Below are 16,388 nucleotides of genomic sequence, written 5' to 3'. Positions count from 1 at the left end.
CTCTAAAGCAAAAGCCCCTCCCCGGCTGATGCCGAGGAGGGGTTTCATAGCGCCGCCGCAATCCGTCAGATGATCTCGAAGTCGTCCGCGCGCAGCTTCAATCGCTTTCTCAGGATGGCGATCTCCACGGCCTCCTTCGAGCCCGAGCCGTCCACGTCGATGGACAGCTTGCCGCTCCTCGGATCGAAGAGAACGTAGTCGTTGCGGTCGTCTGCCTCGCGGCCGATCTCGAAGAACGTCTTCTTCAGCTTGGCCGGCTTGTCCAGACTGCCCTTCTTACCGAGCTTCTTGAGGATCTTGTTGTCGAGGAAGATCGTATCGTCCTTGACCTTGAAGTCCTTGATCCGGTCGGCATCCTTCTTGCGTGCCTTGGTGTCGAACACGAACACGTCCCGGCCCGTGCCGCCGTAGAGCATGTCCTTGCCCTTGCCGCCCCAGATCAGATCGTCGCCTGCGGAGCCCTTCAGGCGGTCGTTGCCGGAAAGGCCGACGAGGACTTCGTCCGAGGCGCGGCCCGTGATCTTGTCGCCCTTGGAGGTGCCGTTGACCTTGATCCGGTCGCCCGCCGCGAACTGCAACGCTCCCATTGCCGCGAACTGGGCGATGGAGAGTGTGATCGCATTGTCGCTGGCGTCGAGAGCATCGACGCCCTTGGCCGCGAGTTCGGCGATCTGCGCAGGGGTGAGGCCGCGGATCTGCGCGCCTGCATCCGCGAGGACCAGGGAATCGGCCGCCGACAGAGTCACCGTTCCGAGGGCGCCGAACTGTGCGAGGGACAGGGCGAGGGAATTGTCGGTGGCATCCACCGTGCCGACACCCTGCGCGGCCAGCGCTCCGATCTGGGCCGGGGTCAGCGCGGCGATGGCGGCGCCCGTATCGGCGACCGCGACGGTGCTTCCTCCTTGGGAGAGCGCCCCGCCCAGGGCCTCAATCTGCGAGACCGACAGGGTCACGGCATTGTCGCTCGCCTCGAAACCATCGACGCCCTTCGCCTTCAGCGCCGCGATCTGAGCACCGCTCAGGCTCGCGAGATTGGCGCCCGTATCACGCACGGTGACATTGTCGTCGGCGGCAAGGACGGTGGCCGTTCCGGCCAGAGCCGCGGCCTTGCCTGCATTCAGCACCACCGGAGCCGCTGCATCGAACATGTCGACGCCCTTGGCGCCGAGGGCCGCAATCTGAGCCGCCGTGAAGTCCCCAATGGATCCGGATACGGTGACGTTGCTGCCCGCCGTGTAGCCCATTCCCCCACTCACTAGGGTCGCGGCCTGCGAGGCGGTGAGATTGACGGCATCTGTCGCGTGCAGCCGGTCGATGCCCCGCGACGCATAGTTCTGGAGCATCGTGGAGGAGATCCCCGCAAGCTCCGCAGCCGTTCCGGAGATGGAAACCTCGTCGGCCGCGGCGAATGCCACCGCTTCGTCGATGCTGTTCACCTGCGCCAGCGTCAAACCGATGGCATCGCCGATGACATCGATGGCCACGACCCCTTTGCCGTCGAGGGCGCTGAGCTGAGCGTCGTCAAGCTCCGTGATGTTGCGGCCGGTATCGCGCAGGGTGACGGCATCATCCTCGGAAATCCCGTCCAGCGTTTCGTTGAGGCCCTGCGTTGCCAGGATCTGCGCGGCGGAAAGCGTGATCTCGTCGTCGACCGCATCCAGGTACCGAATGTTCTTGCCGTTCCGTCCCAGGAGCGTGATTTGCTCCGCAGAGAGACCGGCAATGTTCTCACCCTCATCCGAGATGAAAACCCTCGAACCGGACGTGAAAGTAATTACCGTGCCCAGGAGAGCCTTGGCCTGGTTCACCGTCCAATGGGAAACGTTGCCGGTCTCATCGGAAACGACCTGCAGGTGATCGACCCTGTAATCGCTCAGGGACTCGATTTCTCCGACCGTGAGAGCATTGAAGTTCGTCACCGTGTCGATGACGATGACGGTATCGCCGTCGTTGAAGCGCCCGCGGAGGGCTTCCTGAATGGTCACGTAGACATCGGCCATGGCGGCTCACCTTTCGATTTCCCGGTTTAAACCCGTGCCTGAGCGGCATCTTTCGGGGAGTAATCCAGGGGCGAGGGAAAGAGGTCTACTCTCTAAAAAGAGAGTACCGGCAGCATGCCAGGGCAATAATTTGTAATATCAGGCATTTACCTCAGAAATATCACTGGATCAGCCGTGATGATTTTGAGCGAATTGGTCAGACAACCTTGCAGAAACTATTGGCAATTCGTCGATTCGGATACGAATTCTCCCACTCGATCTGACGAATCGGCCTCCGCGTCTCAGGCAGTGCCATGGCAGGCATGTCTTCCTCAGAGAAAACCCCTCCCCGGCTGGTGCCGAGGAGGGGCAGGGCTCGGGCGTGCTTCACCACGTCAGACGATGAAGAAGTCCTTGTTCGTCAGCTTGAGGTTCTTGTCGAGCCTGGCGATCTCGACCGCCCGCCCGGAACCCGAGCCGTCGGCATCGTAGTAGAGCACGCCGTTCTTCTTGTTGTAGATCAGGTAGTCGTTGCGGTCGTCGGCACTGCTGTCCCGCTCGAAATACGAGCTCTTCAGCTTGCCCGGCTTGAACTCGCTGCCCTTTCCGAGCTTCTTGAAGACCTTGTTGTCGAGATAGATCGTGTCGTACTTCACGTTGAAGTCGGTGATCTTGTCGAGGTTCATTCTCTTGTGCGGCTTGGCATCGAACACGAAGGTGTCCCTGCCCTTTCCGCCGCTCATGATGTCGTTGCCGCTGCCGCCGTAGAGCCAGTCGTTGCCGTCCTGGCCGTAGAGGCGGTCGTTTCCGGAGCCGCCTTTCAGGAAATCGGCGCCGTCACCACCATAGAGACGGTCGTTTCCGGAACTTCCGTTGAGGAAGTCGGCCCCATCGCCGCCGTAGAGACGATCGTGGCCCCTGCCACCGTCGATGATGTCGTTGGACGAGCGGCCGACGATCCGATCCGAGCCGGAGGTTCCGGTGATCTTCAGGGTATCCTCGGCCGCGAACTGGAGCGAGCCGAGAGCCGAGTACTGGGCGAGGGACAGACTGGCGAAGTTGTCCGTCGCATCGAGAGCATCGATGCCGCGGGGCGCCAAGGCTCCGATCTGGTCCGGCGAGAGGGACGACAAGGCTCCGCCGCTGTCCCTCAACGTGATCGTGTCGCCCGCAGTCAGGCCGACCGAGCCCAACGCATTGAGCTGCGCCAGGGACAGGGCGAGAACGTCGTCGCTTGCGTCGATGCGGTCGATGCCTCTGCCGTTCAGGGCGGCGAGCTCCGCAGCCGACAACCCGCCGAGTGCGGCTCCCGTATCCGCAAGGGCTACGTCGTCCCCGGCAGCAAGCGAGATTCCGCTATCGGCGAGCGCCGCAGCCTGATCCGCCGTCAGGGACACGGCACCGTCACTCGCGTCGATCACGTCGACCCCGTCGGCTCCAAGAGCCACGATCTCCGCCGCCGAGAGTGCCGAGAGTGCCGCTCCCGTATCGGACACCGTCACGACATCATTGGCTGCAAAACTCAGTGCCGAACCTGAGACAAGGAGGGCTTGCCCGACCGAGACGGTGACGACGTTGTCGGTGGCGTCGAGAGCATCGACGCCTGCCGCAGCGAATGCCGCAAGTTCCGCCTGGGTGAGCGAAGCGATGGCCGCGCCCGTGTCGGAGACCGACACCACATCGCCCTGCGTCAGCGCGATGGAGCCGAGCGCGTTGAGCTGGTCGCGCGACAGGTTCAGCACGTCGTCCGTGGCGTCGATGCGGACGACGCCCTGACCGGTGAGCGCCGCAATCTGCGCGGCCGTCAGGGCGGCGATGTTCGTGCTCGTGTCGGAGATGGTCACCGCGTCAGTGTTGGAGAGCCGACCACCGAAGGCGGCGAGCTGCGCGAGAGACAGGCTCACCGCATTGTCGCTCGTGTCGAATGCCACCACTCCCTGAGCCGTGAGGGCTGAGATCTGCGCGGGCGTCAGGGCGGCGATATTGGCGCTCGTATCGGAGATGGTCACCGCGTCAGTGTTGGAGAGCGTGCCTCCGAAAGCTGCAAACTGCGCCAGCGATAAAGTGACAGCATCATCGGTCGCATCGAAGCTGACCACTCCTTGGGCAACGAACGTAGCGATCTGCTCGGCCGTCAGGGCGGCGATATTGGTGCTCGTGTCGAAGATTGTCACCGCGTCAGTGTTGGAGAGCCCACCACCGAAAGCCGCGAACTGCGCTACGGACAGGGTCACGGCATCATCGGTCGCATCGAAGGCATCGACACCCTTCGCCGTCAGCGCAGCGATCTGTTCCGGCGACAAAGCGCTGAGAGCCGCGCCTGTATCCGACACCGTCACGGCGTCATCGGCGCCGAAGGCGATGTTTGTGCCGAGCAACGCCGCTGCCTGCACGCCTGCCAACGTCACGGCGTTGTCGGAAGCATCAAGGATGTCGACGCCGTCCGCAGCAAGGGCTGCGATCTGGTCTGCCGTCAGGGCTCCCAGTTCAGCACCGGTACCGGTCACGACGACCGTGTCGGCGGCCGTAACGCTCACGACGCCTAGGGCGTTGAACTGCGCCAGGGAGTAGATGAGAACATCGTCGGTGGCATCGACGACGTCGACGTTCTTGGCCTCCAATCCCGCGACCTGCTCGGGAGTGCCCCCTGCGAAAGCGTCACTCGAGCCTTGGATCGTGACGACATCCTCCTCCGAGAAGACGACGTCTCCCAGGGCGGCGAACTGATCCAGGGAGAATGTGAGCGCACCGTCCGAGGCGTCGAGGATGTCCACATTGGCGGCGGAAAGGGCGGCAACGTCGTCGGGTGAGCCGCTCTGAAGGACCGCCGCCGTATCGCGAACCGTCACCGTATCTGCGTCGGTCAGCGCAACCGGCCCCAGCGAAACGAACTGGTCGATGGACAGGACCAGCGCCTCGTCGGTCGCGTCGATCGTATCGACATTGAAATTGCGGAGCGCCAGGAGCTGTTCAGGAGAGAGCGCCGCGATGTTCGCGCCCGTATCCGTAAGGATGACGTCGTCTTCCGCCAGGAAAGGTTCGGTAGCTGCAAGATATTGTTCAACGGTCAAAACAACGGTGGCCATGTGATGCCTCTCATTCGTTTGCTGTCCCACCGCGGCTCATTCGGAGCGGGAGAAAGGACGCGAAGGCACCTCGTCCAATACCCGTAAGGGGAGTATTCAAAAGACCCAAAGGGATGAATTCGGCTATTTGCTGAGCACTCTTCGCGGCTCGCAGATAAGAATTCAGTATTATTGATTATCTGCCTCTGCTGCGCGGTCCGCTGTTCTCGCCTCCCGTGGAGCGATACTTGAGCCCATTCGAATTTACAAAAACGCTGCAGAACAAAGGAGCATAAGCTTGGCCGTACTGCATCGGGATTACCGATGCTCAACGCCATCCTCGGAATTGTTCCCATAGCCGGAAGGATATGTCCCTTGCGGCATGGAGGCACGAGCCGCTGGGTTACAGCGGGCGGAACACTGCCGAGCGAAAAGACGAGGCTGTCTTCAAGGGGGAGAGGTGGCCAGCCGGGGACGGCTCTGTTGAGGAGGCAACGATCCGCCCCCGGGCTGGCCGAGCCTACGAATTCCCAGGAGATGCGGCGGACCTGAGCATCCGTGAGGCATTACGGCTCCGCTCATGCGGAGAATTCAATCCGAACATATAGGAAACATCGGGCGGCGCAAGCGCCCCTTCGTTCAAATGTCCTTTATCCAAAGGAAACGCCAAAACCCTGCTCTGTCAACAACAAGAGTCGGATTGCTCACGCTGCGGCTCAAGCAGCGAGGTGATTTGGTGGCAAGGGAACTCCGGACCAAGCCAGCCGGGGGCAGGATTCCAGTCTTGCTGCGAGTGCCTTCAGCGACGTTCCCAAAATGTGCTTCCGGGAGCCCAGCCGAACACGGAGCAGGGTTTCGCACCGGTCGAGGGGGCGCAGAAGGACGTCGTGGAGCGCGCCCTCCGGAGCTTCTGCGTAGACCGCTCCGGCATCGTCGCCCAGGCCGATCAGTCCGAATGCTCCCGCCATGCCGCCGAGACGCAGATGCTGGCGCAGGAGAGCCGCGGCCAACCCTTCCTCCCGGAGCGCCGTGAAGTCGCAGGCGATCACGCCGAAGGCCTCCCTCGTCACCGCTGCGAGGGCCTCCTCCGCATGGGAGGCCGTCGTCACAGGGAATTCCGGCGCCAGGATCTCCTCCAATCGCTGCCGGGACCGGACCTCGGGATCGAGAACGAGGATGCGCGCGCGGCCCGCTGCAGCGGGCGGAACGTCCTGCCCGCCGATAACCGCCATCCGGCGCAGGTTTCCGGTTCGCTCGGACAGCTCGGCAAGGCTGTGCATCCGCAGGAGAAAGAGCCGGTCGGGCATGGAGACCGGGAAGCATTCGTCGACCTGGGTCTCGAGCGCCTGGAGCCGGAGCCGCGGTTCGCCGTCCCGCATCGCCAGCCCCAAGGGAAGGTGCCGAAGCGTGCCCTCCCCCTTGAGCTTCCGGCAGAAGGCGAATGCGTCGAGACCCGGCTGGACCGCATCGAGGAGCACCACGTCCGCCATGCCCCTGCGGCAGAGAGCGAGGCCGTCGCGCCTGTTCGTGGCGATCACCGCATCGAAGCCTGCGCCAAGAAGGGTTTTCTGAAGGGCCTGCGTTCTGACAAAGACGGTGCCGACGATCAGAACCCGGGCCGTCATGAGCGGGGGGTGTCGGCGTCGAGATAGGTCTTGACGGTGGCGATGAACTTGGCGACCGAGATGGGCTTGGACAGATAGGCCTCGCAGCCCCCTTCCCGGATCCGCTCCTCGTCGCCCTTCATGGCGAAGGCGGTGATCGCGATGACCGGGATGGACTTGAGGTCGTCGTCCGCCTTGAGCCAACGGGTCACCTCGAGCCCCGATACCTCCGGGAGCTGGATGTCCATGAGGATCAGGTCGGGTTTGTGAGCGCGGGCGAGCTCCATCGCCTCGATGCCATGGCCCGTCTTCAGGGTCGCATAGCCGTGAGCCTCGAGGAGATCGTTGAAGAGCTTCATGTTGAGTTCGTTGTCCTCAACGATGAGCACCGTCTTCTTCATTGCCGCTGTCCCAGGGGCCCAAAATCCGACTTCACCGGCCCGCTTGTTCGTCCGATGATAAGGCTACATTCGAACCTATTGATGAATTGCAAATCCCTCGCAGGAAGATGCCCTTGAAGAAAATGAGCGTCGATGAGGCCGAACGTGTCGCGTTAAGCGCCTTCTCCTATATCACCAATGATGAAGACCGGCTGAACCGTTTCCTGGCCGTCTCGGGCCTGAGAGTGGACACGATCCGCATCGCGGCCGAATCGGCGGGGTTCTTCGCCGGCATTCTGGACTACATCGCCTCGGACGAGGCCCTGCTCGTCGGCTTCGCGGAGGAACAGAAGATCAAGCCGGAGCAGGTCATGCAGGCCCACTGGACCCTCTCCCCCTCCGAGTTCGAATAGCTCCCCCGCCATGAGCGACGCCCCCTTCTGCCGGGACTGCCTGACCTTCGCCGGATCGTCGCTGGCGCAGCGATGCAAGGCCTGCGGCTCCCCGCGCCTGCTGCGGCATCCGGAGCGGGACCTGCTCTCCATTGCCCATGTGGATTGCGACGCCTTCTTCGCGGCGGTGGAGAAGCGGGACGACCCGAGCCTGGCGGACAAGCCGGTCATCATCGGCGGGGGCAAGCGCGGGGTGGTGGCCACGGCCTGCTACGTGGCGCGAACCTATGGCGTCCGCTCCGCCATGCCCATGTTCCAGGCCCTCAAGGCCTGCCCCCACGCGGTCGTCATCAAGCCGAACATCGACAAGTACCGGGTCGCCGGGCGCGAGGTGCGGCGCCTCATGCTGGAGCTGACCCCCCTCGTGGAGCCTGTCTCCATCGACGAGGCGTTCCTGGACCTGTCGGGAACGGAGCGCCTGCATCACGGCAGCCCCGCCCTCACCCTGGCGCGCTTCGCCCACCGGGTGGAGAACGAGATCGGCATCAGCATCTCGGTCGGCCTGTCCTACAACAAGTTCCTGGCCAAGATCGCCTCGGACCTGCAGAAGCCGCGCGGCTTCTCGGTGATCGGCCGGGCGGAGGCGGCGGATTTCCTGGCGGACAAGCCGGTTTCGATCATCCCCGGCATCGGTGCGTCCGCCCAGAGCCGCCTGTCGAAAGCGGGCGTGACCCTCATCGCCCATCTGCGCGACGTTCCGCTCAAGACCTTGTTCGAGGCGCTGGGCCGCGACTCGCAGCGGCTGTCGCGGCTCGCCTGGGGCGAGGACAGCCGCTCCGTCACGCCGGAGCGGGAGACCAAGAGCATCTCGGCGGAAACCACCTTCGATGTCGATCTGCGCTCGTTCGAGGATCTGGAACCGGTCCTGTGGCGACTGGCCGAAAAGGTCTCGAAGCGTCTCAAGGCCGCCGGGCTTGCGGGCCAGAGCGTGACCCTGAAGCTCAAGGACAAGGATTTCCGCCTCCTGACCCGAACCCGCTCGGGCCTGCCGGCGACCCAACTCGCGGCCCGCCTGTTCGATCCGGCGCGCCAGCTTCTCAAGGCGGCCTGCGACGGCACCGCCTACAGGCTCATCGGCATCGGCGCGGCGGATCTGTGCGACGGCGCGGAGGCGGACCGGGGCGACCTGGCGGATCAGACCGTGGTGCGCCAGGCCCACATGGAGGCGGCCATCGACAGGATCCGCGACAAATTCGGCGCCGCGGCCCTGCAGAAGGGCATCGCCTTCCGCAAGCCTCAGCGCTGACAGGCCGGCGCCGCGGTGGGCTGGACCTGGAGGCTCTGGAGATCGCCCTTCAGGGCGAAGTCGCCGTAATCGAGCTTCAGCGCCCGGCTGATCCCGTTCTCATAAAGCTCGAACGAGATGGTGTAGACGGGCGTCTGGTCGCCCGTGCCGTCCGTGAAGTAGCTGATGGTGACCGGCCATCGCGGCGAGCTTGCCACGGCGTCCTGGCGCACCGCCTCTTCGAGACCCGCTCCAGCGCCCGGCTCGATCCGGTTCCCGATCAGCGCCAGGGTGTCGTAGATCTTCTTGCCGTCGTCGGAACCGTCATAGACCCGCACCGCCAGGGTCCTCCGTCCCTCGCGGCCCGCCTCGATGAGCCGCTTGAGATGCTCCGTCGGGAAGATCGGCTGGCCGTCGGCCGCGAAAGTGGCATCCTTCGGCTGCTTGAAGCGCACATCCAGCGTGCCGTCGGGGCTGAGCTTCGCATCCCCGTCGACGCCCTCGCGGGTCAGGCCCTGCATGGTGGAGGTGGACTTGAAGCGCATGGACAGGCCGTCGCCGGCCTCATAGGTCGCCGTGCGCGTGTCCACGGTCCGCGAGCCCGACTCCGTGCTGTCGAGGACGGTCACCTGACGGTAGGTCAGCGTATATCCCTCACAGGCATTGCCGCCGAAATCCATCGCGATGCGCCCTCGGGCGGCCTCGACACCGCGAGATCCCTCCGAGCGCAGAAGCGACAGGTCGTAGACCGCCCTGTGCGGGACGAGCTGCACCGGATTCTTGGATGTCTCGGCCGCGGCCGAGACGAGCATGGCGATGGAAAGACCCGTTGCCATCAACAAGGAACGCATAAAACCTCCGATCCCCCAACTCACGAAGATAGAATCCTCCTGCGGACAGGGCAACGTTCCACCTTGCGTCTCCTTGGCTCATCCGCCACTAGTCTTCGGGATTAGACCAAGCCGAGGCTTCATCATGAGCGCAGTCGACAAGAAACTTCAGGATCTGGGCATCACGCTCCCGACACCCGCAGCACCCGTGGCGAATTATGTGCCGTTCGTGCGAACGGGCAACCTGATCGTCATCTCGGGCCAGCTCTGCCTCGGCCTCGACGGCAAGCTCGCCGAGGAGCACAAGGGCAAGCTCGGGGGCGAGATTTCTCCCGATGTCGGCCAACAGGCCGCCCGTCTCTGCGCCATCAACCTCCTGGCCCAATTGAAAGCCGCTATCGGCGATCTGGACAAGGTCGTTCGTTGCGTGCGCCTCGGCGGCTTCATCAATGCGGTGCCCACCTTCGCGGGCCTCGCCCCGGTCATGAACGGCGCCTCCGACCTGATGGTCGAGGTGCTGGGCGATGCGGGTCGCCATGCCCGCTCCACCATCGGCGTCGCGGAACTCCCGCTCGATGCCTGCGTGGAAGTCGAAGGGATGTTCGAAGTCCGATGAGCACCCCCGACTGGCTCGTCGCGAAGCCCATTGCCCATCGCGGCCTCCACGACAAAGCCAACGGCGTGATCGAGAACACGATCTCGGCCGCCGAGGCTGCCATCGCCCGCGGCTTCCCGATCGAACTCGACGTGCAGCTCACGGCCGACAACGAGGCCGTCGTGTTCCACGACTTCGAGCTCGACCGCCTCACCGGCGATACCGGCGTGGTCGCGGAGCGTAGGCTCGCGGACCTGACGAAGATCGAGATTTCCGGCGCCAGGGGCGGCGACAGGATCCCGTCGCTGAAGCAGTTCCTCGACACCGTCGCCGGCCGCGTCCCGCTCGTCGTCGAGATCAAGAGCAAGTTCAACGGCGACATGACCCTGACCAAGCGGGTCTGCGAGATCCTGAGCGGCTATAGCGGTCCGTTCGTGATCAAGTCGTTCGACCCCGATATCGTCGCGACCCTGCGCACGAGCGCTCCGTCGATCACGCGCGGGATCATCGGCGAGCTGAACTACGCCTCGAAGAACGACAGCTTCATGAGCGCCGAATTGAAGCACCGGCTGGCCAACCTGCTGCATTTCAGCGAGTCCCAGCCGCAATTCGTCTCCTGGAAGGTGCACGACCTGCCGTCCGCCGGCCCCCATCTCTGCAAGGTGCTGGGCAATCTGCCCGTCATGACGTGGACCGTTCGCACCCCCGAGGAGCGCGCCCGCGCCGAGAAGTACGCCGACCAGATGGTGTTCGAAGGCTTCCTGCCCTGAACTTGAAAGGATCTCGCCGGAGCCTTAGCTTCTTCTGCAACGGCGAGATCCTTATCCATCAGTGACATTTCAAGTTAAAATTGCCCAGGGCCTCAAGGCGGTACCCGCCGCCGCATGGGACGCCTGTGCCTTTCCCGCCCGCACGAACGGGGACGGTGCGGAGGATCCGCACAATCCCTTCGTCTCCCACGCCTTCCTGTCCGCACTGGAAGATTCCGGCTGCGTCGGCGGCCGGTCCGGCTGGGCGCCGCTTCACATCGTCGTCGAGGACGAGGCGGAAAAGCTTCTCGGTGCGGTTCCGTGCTATCTGAAGTCCCATTCCATGGGCGAGTATGTGTTCGACCACGCCTGGGCGGACGCCTATACCCGCGCGGGCGGGCATTACTATCCCAAGCTTCAGGTCGCGGTCCCCTTCACCCCGGTCACGGGCCCACGGCTGCTCGTTCCCGAAGGCCCTCAGACCGAGGAGGTCCGGACGCACCTGATCGCGGGGCTGCGGGCCGTGCGGGATCAGACGAACGCCTCGTCGATCCATGTCACCTTCCTTGAGGAAGCGGACATGAAGGCGCTGGTCGCCAGGGGCTTCCTGCGCCGGGACGACCAGCAGTTCCACTGGTTCAACGACGGCTACGCGACCTTCGACGATTTCCTCGGCGCCCTGGCCTCGCGCAAGCGCAAGGCGATCCGGCGCGAGCGGCGGGATGCGCTCCAGGATGGGATCACCATCGAATGGGTCACGGGCAGCGACATCACCGAGGCCCATTGGGACGCCTTCTTCGCCTTCTACATGGATACCGGCTCGCGCAAATGGGGCCGCCCCTATCTCAACCGCCGCTTCTTCTCCCTGATCGGCGAACGCATGGCGGACCGGATCCTCCTCGTCATGGCAAAGCGGGCCGAACGCCATATCGCGGGCGCCATCAACTTCATCGGAGACACCCGTCTCTACGGCCGCAACTGGGGCTGCATCGAGGATCATCCCTTCCTGCATTTCGAGGTCTGCTACTACCAGGCCATCGAATTCGCCATTGCCAAGGGGCTCGACAGGGTCGAGGCGGGTGCGCAGGGCGAGCACAAGCTGGCGAGAGGCTACAGGCCCGTCACCACCACGTCGGCGCACGACATCGCCGACCCGTCCCTGCGCCGCGCCGTCCGAGCCTATCTCGATCAGGAGCGGCTCTATGTGTCGGAAGCCGCCGAGGAACTGGCCTCGGCGACTCCGTTCCGCCATCGGGAGGGCGAATGATCAGCCTGCCTGCAGGCGTGTCTCGTATTCCGTTTCCAGCCGCCCGAAGGTCGTCCAGAACGGACCAGGCGTCCGATCCTCCAGCTGCGCGACGAGGATGTCGAGATGGGTGTGCCAGCCTCCGGAGACGCTCAGCATGGCGGCCCTGCCGCCGAGGCGCCGATGGGTCAGGACCAGGCGCACGCGGTCGCCCTGAGGCGTCAGCTCGTAGGTGACCTCCGATTCCTCGCCCTTGTTCCCACCCCAGGTGTGGCTGAGGAGACACGGCGGCTCGCACCGGGTCACAATGGCGGTGAAGCCGGCCCCGTCCTGATACTTCCGGTACTTGTCGGGGATCACCTCCGGGCTGGAAGACAGCTCCGAATTGCGGAACACGAGTTCCACCCCTCCGCCGACGCGCAGTTCCATCGGCCCGGACGCGAGCCACCTCGCCCGCTTGTCCGACTCCGTCAGGAAGGCCCAGACACGCTCGATCGGGCCCGGCAGCAGACGTTCGAACCGGACCGTGTCGGCCGCGGTGACAATGCCGTAATCACTCATGTTCCCCTCCTTCGTCGTGGGACGTGTCGACCTGGCCGAGCTCGCGCTCCAGGGCGTCGAGTCGTTCGGTCCAGAAGCGTTCGTAGAAGCGCAGCCATTCGTCCGCGGCTGCGAGCGGTGCCGGGTCGAGGCTGCAGACATGGGTCCGCCCCCTCACCGTCCGGCGGACCAGCCCGGCGCTTTCGAGGGCCCGGACGTGCTTGGAGGCTCCCGCAAAGGACATCCTGAACGGAGCCGCCAGTTCCCCGATGCTCCGTTCGCCGCCGGCGAGACGGCGAAGCATGTCGCGCCTCGTGGGATCGGCCAGAGCCTGGAAGACGGCGTCGAGTTGTGCGCTTTGTTCAACCATACGGTTTAACATACATGCGCACGATATTTATTCAACCGATAGGTTTACTATTATGCCAAAAAATGCCCCGCCTCTGTCGGGAGGCGGGGCTGGTTCGGTTCTTGAGGACCGGAGAGCCTTACAGGTTGGACGTGATGGCCCCGAGCCCCTCGATGATTGCATCCACCGAAGTGCCCAGTGCATTCAACACGGTCTCGACCAGCCAATAGCTGCCGACGACGATGACCGGAACCAGGATCCAGCCAAGGATCTCCTCGAACCAGACGCGCCGGCGACGACGGATCTCGCGCTCTTGGCGCCAGGACAGCCGTGTCGCCGGAGCGGCCGCTGTCGAAGCGGGCTCCAAGGGGCCCTTGTGAAGCTCAGTCGTCATGCTCTAACCAGCGGAACCTTCGGAACGGTGCGGATACCTCCGCCCCCATTACCACCGGGCCCTTTCGGTTTCACGGACTTTTTCGTCTTTGAACCGCTGGACTTAGCGCGAGGCTTTTTTTTCGCCTTTGTGACATCTGTCTCCGGCTTCGGCTTCACCGGCCCTTCGGGATACTCGAACCCGAGGGTCTGGAGGCCGATCTCGTCCGCCTTGACCACCACGCGCACGGCGCCGCCGTCCTTCAGGCGACCGAACAGGATGTCGTCGGCCAGAGGCGTCTTGATCATCATCTGGATCAGACGGCCCATCGGGCGAGCGCCCATGGCCTCGTCGTAACCATGCTCGACCAGCCAGTCGCGGGCTTCGTCCGTGAGCTCGATCGTGACGTTGCGGTCGGCCAGCTGGGCTTCGAGCTGCATCACGAACTTATCGACGACTTTCTGCACCACTTCCTTCGGCAGGTGGCCGAACGAGATGATGGCATCGAGGCGGTTGCGGAATTCCGGCGTGAACAGCCGGTTGACCGCTTCCGTATCGTCACCTTCACGCTTGGTGCGGGTGAAGCCATAGGCCGGACGGGCCATGTCCGCGGCGCCGGCATTCGTGGTCATGATGATGATCACGTTCCGGAAGTCGACCTGCTTGCCGTTGTGATCCGTCAGCTTCCCGTGGTCCATGACCTGGAGCAGGATGTTGAACAGATCCGGGTGCGCCTTCTCGATCTCGTCGAGGAGCAGCACGCAGTGCGGGTGCTGGTCGATGCCGTCGGTCAGCAGACCGCCCTGGTCGAAGCCCACATAGCCGGGAGGCGCGCCGATGAGGCGGCTGACCGTGTGGCGCTCCATGTACTCCGACATGTCGAAGCGCAGGAGCTCGACGCCGAGCGACGTGGCGAGCTGCCGGGCGACCTCAGTCTTGCCGACACCGGTCGGACCCGCGAACAGGTAGGAGCCGATGGGCTTCTCCGGATCGCGCAGGCCGGCCCGGGCGAGCTTGATCGCCGAGGTCAGCGCCTCGATGGCCTTGTCCTGGCCGTAGACGACCCGCTTCAGGGTGTCCTGCAGGTGGGCCAGAACCTCGGCATCGTCCTTCGACACGGTCTTGGGCGGGATGCGGGCCATCGTGGCGATGGTGGCCTCGATCTCCTTCAGGCCGATGGTCTTCTTGCGGCGGTTCTCCGGCAGCAGCATCTGCGAGGCGCCGGTCTCGTCGATCACGTCGATGGCCTTGTCCGGCAGCTTGCGGTCGTTGATGTAGCGGGCCGAGAGCTCCACCGCAGCCTTCACGGCCTCGTTGGTGTAGCGGAGCTTGTGGAACTCCTCGAAATAGGGCTTGAGGCCCTTCACGATCTCGATGGCATCCGGCACGGACGGCTCGTTCACGTCGATCTTCTGGAACCGGCGCACGAGGGCCCGGTCCTTCTCGAAGTACTGGCGGTACTCCTTGTAGGTCGTGGAGCCGATGCAGCGCAGGGTGCCCTGAGCCAGGGCAGGCTTGAGAAGGTTCGAGGCGTCCATCGCGCCGCCGGACGTGGCGCCGGCGCCGATCACCGTGTGGATCTCGTCGATGAACATGATCGCGTTCGGGTGCCCCTCGATCTCCTTCATCACCTGCTTCAGGCGCTCTTCGAAATCGCCGCGATAGCGGGTGCCGGCCAGCAGGGTGCCCATGTCGAGGGCGAAGACCGTGGCGTCCTTCAGGACCTCCGGCACCTCGCCGCGGATGATCTTGCGGGCGAGACCTTCCGCGATGGCGGTCTTGCCGACGCCGGGATCGCCGACGAGCAGGGGGTTGTTCTTCTGGCGGCGGCACAGGACCTGGATCGTGCGCTGCACCTCGCCTTCACGGCCGATGAGCGGATCGATCTTCCCGTCCCTCGCCTTCTTGTTGAGGTTGACGCAGTAGGCCTCGAGCGCGTCGCCCTTCTTCTTCGGGCGGGCATCGGACTCGTCCGGGGTGGGGCGCTCGTTCGACTCCTCCTCGGTCCCGCGCGGCGTGCGACCCTCGGAGAGGCCCGGACGCTTGGCGATGCCGTGGCTGATGTAGTTGACCGCGTCGTAGCGGGTCATGTCCTGCTCCTGCAGGAAATAAGCCGCGTGGCTCTCCCGCTCGGCGAAGATCGCGACGAGCACGTTGGCGCCCGTCACCTCGTCCCGGCCGGAGGACTGGACATGGATGACCGCGCGCTGGATGACGCGCTGGAAGCCCGCGGTCGGTTTGGAATCCTGCCGTCCATCGGCGACCAGGTTCGCCAGCTCGCTGTCCACGTACTCGACCAGGTTGCGGCGCAGGACGTCGAGATCGACGTTGCAGGCCCGCATGACCGCCGCCGCATCCTGATCGTCGATCAGCGCCAGCAGCAGGTGCTCCAAGGTCGCGTATTCGTGACGGCGCTCGCCGGCGAGAGCGAGAGCTCGGTGAAGGGCTTGTTCTAGACTGCGAGAAAAGCTCGGCAACGGCTTATCCTTTGTGAGACGGTGTCTCGGCTAATTCTTTTCCATAACGCACTGAAGGGGATGTTGGTGCTTCCGGGCGAAGTCCATCACCTGGGTCACCTTCGTCTCCGCGACTTCGTAGGTAAAAACTCCACATTCTCCGACGCCGTTCTGGTGCACGTGCAGCATGATCCGAGTGGCGTCTTCTCGGTTCTTGTTGAAGAAACGCTCCAGGACATGCACCACGAACTCCATGGGGGTGTAATCGTCGTTCAGAAGGAGAACGCGGTACAGGTTCGGCCGTTTCGTCCTGGGCTTGGCTTTTGTGATGATTGCCGTGTTCGAGCGGCCGCCCTCGTCCCCTCCGCCGGGGGGCTGCGACCCGGCGCCGGATGCGAGAACCTGCTCCGATCGGGCTAATTGGCCCTGAGCTAAACGCCGCATGATGTTTCGACCGACCCTCTTTATTGGCATGTGGTCCGCGACCTGCGCTTCCAGCCGACCGCGACGCACTACCAAATGTATAGTCGCTCTCTTCGGTTCGC

15 protein-coding genes are annotated in these 16,388 nt (G+C 64.1%); 5 read left to right on the top strand and 10 right to left on the bottom strand.

The window, feature by feature from the left end; genetic code table 11:
• Positions 1-65: 65 nt before the first annotated feature.
• The 4 genes from ACFOYU_RS22590 to ACFOYU_RS22575 all read right to left on the bottom strand — a co-directional run bounded on the left by ACFOYU_RS22590 (position 66) and on the right by ACFOYU_RS22575 (position 7,049).
• Entirely contained in the window at positions 66-2,000 is a 1,935-nt protein-coding gene (locus ACFOYU_RS22590; RefSeq protein ID WP_377035316.1) for a hypothetical protein, read from the bottom strand.
• A 374-nt stretch (positions 2,001-2,374) separates the two neighbouring features.
• The gene (locus tag ACFOYU_RS22585; RefSeq protein WP_377035315.1) at positions 2,375-5,065 is read right to left on the bottom strand and encodes a hypothetical protein; all 2,691 of its coding nucleotides are present in this window, start codon (positions 5,063-5,065) and stop codon (positions 2,375-2,377) included.
• Between the two features lie 695 nt (positions 5,066-5,760).
• Positions 5,761-6,669 carry a hypothetical protein gene (locus ACFOYU_RS22580; protein ID WP_377035314.1) on the bottom strand — a complete coding sequence of 303 codons (909 nt, stop codon included), beginning with the start codon at positions 6,667-6,669 and terminating at the stop codon, positions 5,761-5,763.
• Entirely contained in the window at positions 6,666-7,049 is a 384-nt protein-coding gene (locus ACFOYU_RS22575) for a response regulator (protein ID WP_226741790.1), read from the bottom strand. Before ACFOYU_RS22575 ends, ACFOYU_RS22580 begins: the two co-directional genes overlap by 4 nt.
• A 122-nt stretch (positions 7,050-7,171) precedes the next feature.
• Between ACFOYU_RS22575 and ACFOYU_RS22570 the strand changes: the two genes are divergently transcribed.
• Entirely contained in the window at positions 7,172-7,441 is a 270-nt protein-coding gene (locus ACFOYU_RS22570) for a DUF3572 domain-containing protein (protein WP_377035363.1), read from the top strand.
• Positions 7,442-7,451: 10 nt separating this feature from the next.
• Complete coding sequence (locus ACFOYU_RS22565) at positions 7,452-8,726, top strand: DNA polymerase IV (protein ID WP_377035313.1); 1,275 nt, start codon at positions 7,452-7,454, stop codon at positions 8,724-8,726.
• Here the strand turns inward: ACFOYU_RS22565 and ACFOYU_RS22560 are convergent.
• Positions 8,717-9,556, bottom strand: a complete 840-nt coding sequence (locus ACFOYU_RS22560) for a cell envelope integrity EipB family protein (RefSeq protein ID WP_226741788.1) — start codon at positions 9,554-9,556, stop codon at positions 8,717-8,719. The genes ACFOYU_RS22565 and ACFOYU_RS22560 overlap by 10 nt on opposite strands.
• A 124-nt stretch (positions 9,557-9,680) precedes the next feature.
• On the opposite strand from ACFOYU_RS22560, the gene ACFOYU_RS22555 reads away from it, so the two are divergent.
• The 3 genes from ACFOYU_RS22555 (at position 9,681) to ACFOYU_RS22545 (ending at position 12,146) form a co-directional block, all read left to right on the top strand.
• Entirely contained in the window at positions 9,681-10,151 is a 471-nt protein-coding gene (locus ACFOYU_RS22555) for a RidA family protein (protein WP_226741787.1), read from the top strand.
• On the top strand, positions 10,148-10,900 hold the full coding sequence (locus ACFOYU_RS22550) for a glycerophosphodiester phosphodiesterase family protein (protein WP_377035312.1): 753 nt from the start codon (positions 10,148-10,150) through the stop codon (positions 10,898-10,900). The genes ACFOYU_RS22555 and ACFOYU_RS22550 overlap by 4 nt, the downstream gene beginning before the upstream one ends.
• Before the next feature lie 61 nt (positions 10,901-10,961).
• Complete coding sequence (locus tag ACFOYU_RS22545) at positions 10,962-12,146, top strand: GNAT family N-acetyltransferase (RefSeq protein ID WP_377035311.1); 1,185 nt, start codon at positions 10,962-10,964, stop codon at positions 12,144-12,146.
• Here the strand turns inward: ACFOYU_RS22545 and ACFOYU_RS22540 are convergent, their stop codons facing one another.
• The 5 genes from ACFOYU_RS22540 to clpS form a co-directional block, all read right to left on the bottom strand.
• A complete protein-coding gene (locus ACFOYU_RS22540) occupies positions 12,147-12,686 on the bottom strand; it encodes an SRPBCC family protein (RefSeq protein ID WP_377035310.1) in 540 nt (179 codons plus the stop codon). It lies immediately after the preceding gene.
• Positions 12,679-13,035: a helix-turn-helix transcriptional regulator gene (locus tag ACFOYU_RS22535; RefSeq protein WP_226741783.1), complete on the bottom strand. Its 357-nt coding sequence runs from the start codon at positions 13,033-13,035 to the stop codon at positions 12,679-12,681. The genes ACFOYU_RS22540 and ACFOYU_RS22535 overlap by 8 nt, the downstream gene beginning before the upstream one ends.
• Before the next feature lie 118 nt (positions 13,036-13,153).
• Entirely contained in the window at positions 13,154-13,408 is a 255-nt protein-coding gene (locus ACFOYU_RS22530; protein ID WP_377035309.1) for a hypothetical protein, read from the bottom strand.
• Positions 13,405-15,864 (bottom strand): ATP-dependent Clp protease ATP-binding subunit ClpA, encoded by a 2,460-nt coding sequence (gene clpA, locus ACFOYU_RS22525; RefSeq protein ID WP_377035308.1) that lies wholly within the window; start codon positions 15,862-15,864, stop codon positions 13,405-13,407. The genes ACFOYU_RS22530 and clpA overlap by 4 nt, the downstream gene beginning before the upstream one ends.
• A gap of 30 nt (positions 15,865-15,894) precedes the next feature.
• Positions 15,895-16,287 carry an ATP-dependent Clp protease adapter ClpS gene (gene clpS / locus ACFOYU_RS22520; RefSeq protein ID WP_226741864.1) on the bottom strand — a complete coding sequence of 131 codons (393 nt, stop codon included), beginning with the start codon at positions 16,285-16,287 and terminating at the stop codon, positions 15,895-15,897.
• Between the last annotated feature and the right edge of the window lie 101 nt (positions 16,288-16,388).

Origin of the sequence: Microvirga sp. GCM10011540, from assembly GCF_042650665.1 — a bacterium.
In the GTDB taxonomy this organism is placed as follows: domain Bacteria; phylum Pseudomonadota; class Alphaproteobacteria; order Rhizobiales; family Beijerinckiaceae; genus Microvirga; species Microvirga lenta.
Note: the sequence above shows the minus strand (reverse complement) of the source record. Positions and strands in the feature narration are given on the sequence as shown.

What these genes read in the sequence shown, in the direction of transcription:
- ACFOYU_RS22555 (WP_226741787.1), top strand. Translation starts at nt 9,681, where the DNA reads ATGAGCGCAGTCGACAAGAAACTTCAGGATCTGGGCATCACGCTCCCG.
- ACFOYU_RS22540 (WP_377035310.1), bottom strand. Translation starts at nt 12,686, where the DNA reads ATGAGTGATTACGGCATTGTCACCGCGGCCGACACGGTCCGGTTCGAA.
- ACFOYU_RS22580 (WP_377035314.1), bottom strand. Translation starts at nt 6,669, where the DNA reads ATGACGGCCCGGGTTCTGATCGTCGGCACCGTCTTTGTCAGAACGCAG.
- ACFOYU_RS22570 (WP_377035363.1), top strand. Translation starts at nt 7,172, where the DNA reads ATGAGCGTCGATGAGGCCGAACGTGTCGCGTTAAGCGCCTTCTCCTAT.
- ACFOYU_RS22550 (WP_377035312.1), top strand. Translation starts at nt 10,148, where the DNA reads ATGAGCACCCCCGACTGGCTCGTCGCGAAGCCCATTGCCCATCGCGGC.
- ACFOYU_RS22565 (WP_377035313.1), top strand. Translation starts at nt 7,452, where the DNA reads ATGAGCGACGCCCCCTTCTGCCGGGACTGCCTGACCTTCGCCGGATCG.
- ACFOYU_RS22575 (WP_226741790.1), bottom strand. Translation starts at nt 7,049, where the DNA reads ATGAAGAAGACGGTGCTCATCGTTGAGGACAACGAACTCAACATGAAG.
- ACFOYU_RS22560 (WP_226741788.1), bottom strand. Translation starts at nt 9,556, where the DNA reads ATGCGTTCCTTGTTGATGGCAACGGGTCTTTCCATCGCCATGCTCGTC.
- ACFOYU_RS22585 (WP_377035315.1), bottom strand. Translation starts at nt 5,065, where the DNA reads ATGGCCACCGTTGTTTTGACCGTTGAACAATATCTTGCAGCTACCGAA.
- ACFOYU_RS22530 (WP_377035309.1), bottom strand. Translation starts at nt 13,408, where the DNA reads ATGACGACTGAGCTTCACAAGGGCCCCTTGGAGCCCGCTTCGACAGCG.
- ACFOYU_RS22590 (WP_377035316.1), bottom strand. Translation starts at nt 2,000, where the DNA reads ATGGCCGATGTCTACGTGACCATTCAGGAAGCCCTCCGCGGGCGCTTC.
- clpS (WP_226741864.1), bottom strand. Translation starts at nt 16,287, where the DNA reads ATGCGGCGTTTAGCTCAGGGCCAATTAGCCCGATCGGAGCAGGTTCTC.
- ACFOYU_RS22535 (WP_226741783.1), bottom strand. Translation starts at nt 13,035, where the DNA reads ATGGTTGAACAAAGCGCACAACTCGACGCCGTCTTCCAGGCTCTGGCC.